This is a genomic window from Vibrio sp. 10N.222.48.A3, assembly GCF_041475345.1.
Classification (GTDB): Bacteria; Pseudomonadota; Gammaproteobacteria; order Enterobacterales; family Vibrionaceae; genus Vibrio; species Vibrio tasmaniensis_A.
The window spans coordinates 1-3,841 of the sequence record NZ_JBFRVX010001294.1 but is presented as its reverse complement, the minus strand read 5'-3'; the positions used below and the strand labels follow the sequence as shown (position 1 = coordinate 3,841).

The window sequence follows — 3,841 nt, the reverse complement described above, 5'->3', positions numbered from 1 at the left end:
CCAATAAATAGTGCATCAAATTTCATTAAATTGCTGTTATATCGAACAAAACTGCGTCATTTAGGCTAACAAAATGCATTAAAATATGAGCTAGGACAAAATGTCGCACATTGTCCCTGTCGCACAAAAGGTTAATTGGTACACTCTGTCCCAACTTTCCCCATCGGCTAATCATTATGTCTTTACCTAGTTCACCTGCATCGAACCTCAACCCAAACACATTGACTCAATATCAAGCGTTTTCCGTCTTGGTCGTGGACGATGAAGTCGGGATGCAGGCTATTCTAAAGAAGGCCCTGGGTAAGTTCTTTGGCAAGGTATCGAGTGCAGGGTCTGTTGAAGAAGCTGAAATACTGCGTTCGAGCGAACATTTTGATCTCATTGTTCTTGATATCAACCTGCCAGGACGCTCTGGCATTGAGTGGGAAGAGGCTTTTAACGACAACGACAAACGTGCCGATGTTATTTTCATGACTGGCTATGCTGATCTAGAGATGACCATATCCGCGCTTAAGCTTGGCGCTTCAGACTTCATTCTTAAACCTTTCAACTTAGAACAAATGATACAAGCTGTACTACGTTGTATGGATAAGCGCCTTGACCAAAGAATGCAATACGCATTGAAGCGTGATGTTAGCCGTCATATCAAGACCGAGTTAATCGGTAACTCAGATAAAACCAAACAGCTTAAATTGCTGATCAGTCAATTTGCACCCTCTCGAGCATCCGTTCTTATAGAAGGCGAGTCAGGTACAGGTAAAGAGCTAGTTGCACGTGGTGTACATGAAGCCAGTAAACGTACAGGGCCATTTGTGCCAATCAACTGTGGCGCAATCGCCCCAGAACTTCTTGAAAGTGAACTATTCGGGCATACCTCTGGCGCATTTACCGGCGCGAAGAAAAACCGTGAAGGTCTATTCAGAGTCGCAAGTGGTGGCACCTTGTTCCTCGACGAAATTGGTGAAATGCCACTACCAATGCAAGCAGCGCTGGCGCGTGTGTTAGAGCAACGCACTATTCGTCCAGTCGGTAGCGAGAAAGAAATTGCCGTTGACGTACGAGTAGTGGCGGCGACTAACCGAAACCTTCAACAAGAGGTCGAAAAAGGGCACTTCCGTCGCGATCTATTCTACCGACTCAATGTCCTTAAAATTGATGTTGTGCCATTGAGAGAGCGTCCATCCGATCTAATAGAGCTTGTTCCGTATTTCACTCGTCTTTTAGCAAGTGAACTTAGTGTACCGGTTCCAAACTGGGCGCATGAGGACATCTTGGCGATGAATGAATACGAATGGCCGGGAAATATTCGCGAACTCAAGAACCTAGTCGAAAGGTGCATTCTTTTAGACAAGCCACCAGCGCACTATTGGCGCGAAATTAATGGCGATCCTGCGCCCACCAGCATTTCAGTGACGGTGTCACATGGAGCGGAAATACCAAACTTGAATAACGTAGACGCTGCAGAAGGTTACCCCAACACTTGGACACTCAAAGAAGTAGAGAAATCTCATATCGAGCAACTGGTGAGTTTTCATGATGGTAATAAATCCGCAGCTGCAAGAGACCTCGGCGTTGCACGGAAAACGCTAGAGCGTAAATATAAAGATTGGAACACAGAAGGCTCTGAATATGCCGATTAGACGTCATTGGTGGTCAAAGTGGACGTTCCGGTTCAAAACCATGGTGCGTTATCGTCTGTTATTTTTGACGTCAGCGCCGATCATTTTAACTTTATGCGCTTTGGTTGCGATCACTTTGTATTGGTCTGTTCACTATACGTGGCAGGGGGCTTTGATCGATGTTGATGAGCGTTTGGATGTTGCCGACAACAGTATCCATCTAATTCAAAATCAACAGGCCTATAACGTTCAAGCATTCGCTGAGTCTTATAACTTTCGAATCAAACTTACGAGTGATATTTCAAAGGAAGAGCTCACTCGTTGGGTTTCTGAAAACAAATCTCGCTATGAGCTCGACTTTTTGCGTTGGAGAAGTGTTGAGAGCATGGGGAAAAAGCGTGAATACCTCGATCTGACACGCAAAGAATCGTTCTTTAGTGTATTGAGCCAAAATGAACTCAACGAGTTAGACCAAAACCTTGCAAGGCAAGCCGAAGTCCCAATGCTCAATAGTCAAAATGTTGAAACTCGGGGTTTAGTTAGCCGTACCGTTGTGTCGATTCGTGACAAGAATGATCACGTGATTGGTTTTCTTGATGGCGGGATCCTCCTTAATAACAGCACACAGTTAGTTGATCAGATCAGCAACTTGATCTATCCACAACGTGATGGTTTTAATCGCCGCATTGGTACGGTTACCGTATTCCTTGATGATCTGCGTGTCAGCACTAATGTGCCATTAAGCAGTGAAGACAGTGCAGGGCGCGCAATTGGTACTCGCGTTTCTCATGAGGTTCATTCAAAAGTCTTGAATCAAGGGCAAAAGTGGTTAGACCGAGCATATGTTTACGACGCTTGGTACATCACCGCTTACCAACCAATCCACGACCAGTTTGATAACGTTATTGGCATGCTTTATACCGGCTATCTAATCTGGCCACTCGTAGAGACGTATCTGACTAACCTTGGTGAAATCAGCATCACCATCATATTACTGCTGTTAGCTTCAGGTTTGATCGTACACCGTGGTGCACGCGATCTTTTCAACCCAATTGAACGCATCCATAAAGTTGTAAAGCTAGTCCAAATGGGGCAAGACAAGCGAATCGGTACGTTGGGTTTGGATGATCAACATGAACTTACGTTGCTTGCGAAACAGTTCGACAAAATGTTAGATCTGCTCCACGAGCGTAATCAAGAGATTCAACAAGCGGCGTCTGAACTCGAATGTAAGGTTCATTCTCGTACCGCCAGTTTGAAAGAGAAAACGGAAGAACTCGAACTGCACATCCAGCTTCTTAACCAAGCTAGAGATAAGCTGGTGGTCAACGAAAAATTAGCCGCGTTAGGTGAGTTAACCGCAGGTATTGCCCATGAAATCAATAATCCGACAGCAGTAATTCTAGGCAACGTTGAGCTAATGAAGTTTGAACTAGGTGACGAAGTGGCTCGTGTAGACGAAGAAGTCCACGCGATCATGGAGCAGATCGACCGAATCCGAAACATCACGCGAAGCTTACTTCAATACAGCCGACACGGTGGTGTACAAGACGAAATCACTTGGCAACATATCAATCCAATTGTCGATGAAAGTATTACGCTCGTAAAAACAGGCGCAAAAAAGAAAGGCATTGTGTATGTCTCGCAATTGAATGCTAAAACCTCAGTCGAAGTGAACCGAAACCAATTGCTGCAAATTCTAGTTAACCTGCAAATGAACGCGATTCACGCGATGGACGGACAGGGCACATTGACTATCTCGAGTGAAGATTGGGTTGAAAATGGAGTATCTCATGGGGCTATTGTTCATGTTGAAGATGAGGGCTGTGGTATTAAGGAAGAACAACTGAAACGTATTTTCTCTCCTTTCTATACCACCAAAAGAGACGGTACAGGCTTAGGTTTGTCCGTTTCTCAAAGTATTTTGAGCCAAACGGGCGGCGAAATACGAGTTGAATCCGAAGTAGGTAAAGGAAGTCGCTTTAGTATCTATCTTCAGCAAAAAGCCACACCGCAGTTATTAGTGTCTAACCTTTAGTCGTTCATAACGCGAATAGAAAAACACCTCCGCACTTAAGATAAGTTCGGAGGTGTTTTTATTTATGGCCCGTTATTTCAAACAATTACAAGCCATGTCGAACAATTACAAGCGTCTAAAATATGAAAAGCCTAATGCGCTGCCACTGAAATCTTCGGTGGGTTGATGTTGTGCTTCTTAAACT

At 44.5% G+C, this 3,841-nt stretch carries 2 protein-coding genes; both read left to right on the top strand.

The window, feature by feature from the left end:
- Positions 1–176: 176 nt before the first annotated feature.
- Positions 177–1,640: a sigma-54-dependent transcriptional regulator gene (locus AB4653_RS25820; RefSeq protein WP_372105653.1), complete on the top strand. Its 1,464-nt coding sequence runs from the start codon at positions 177–179 to the stop codon at positions 1,638–1,640.
- Positions 1,630–3,657: a cache domain-containing protein gene (locus AB4653_RS25815; RefSeq protein WP_032555202.1), complete on the top strand. Its 2,028-nt coding sequence runs from the start codon at positions 1,630–1,632 to the stop codon at positions 3,655–3,657. Before AB4653_RS25820 ends, AB4653_RS25815 begins: the two co-directional genes overlap by 11 nt.
- Positions 3,658–3,841 lie beyond the last annotated feature (184 nt).

Excerpts from the sequence above, each read along its gene's own strand:
- AB4653_RS25820 (WP_372105653.1), top strand. The coding sequence starts at position 177 with ATGTCTTTACCTAGTTCACCTGCATCGAACCTCAACCCAAACACATTG.
- AB4653_RS25815 (WP_032555202.1), top strand. The coding sequence starts at position 1,630 with ATGCCGATTAGACGTCATTGGTGGTCAAAGTGGACGTTCCGGTTCAAA.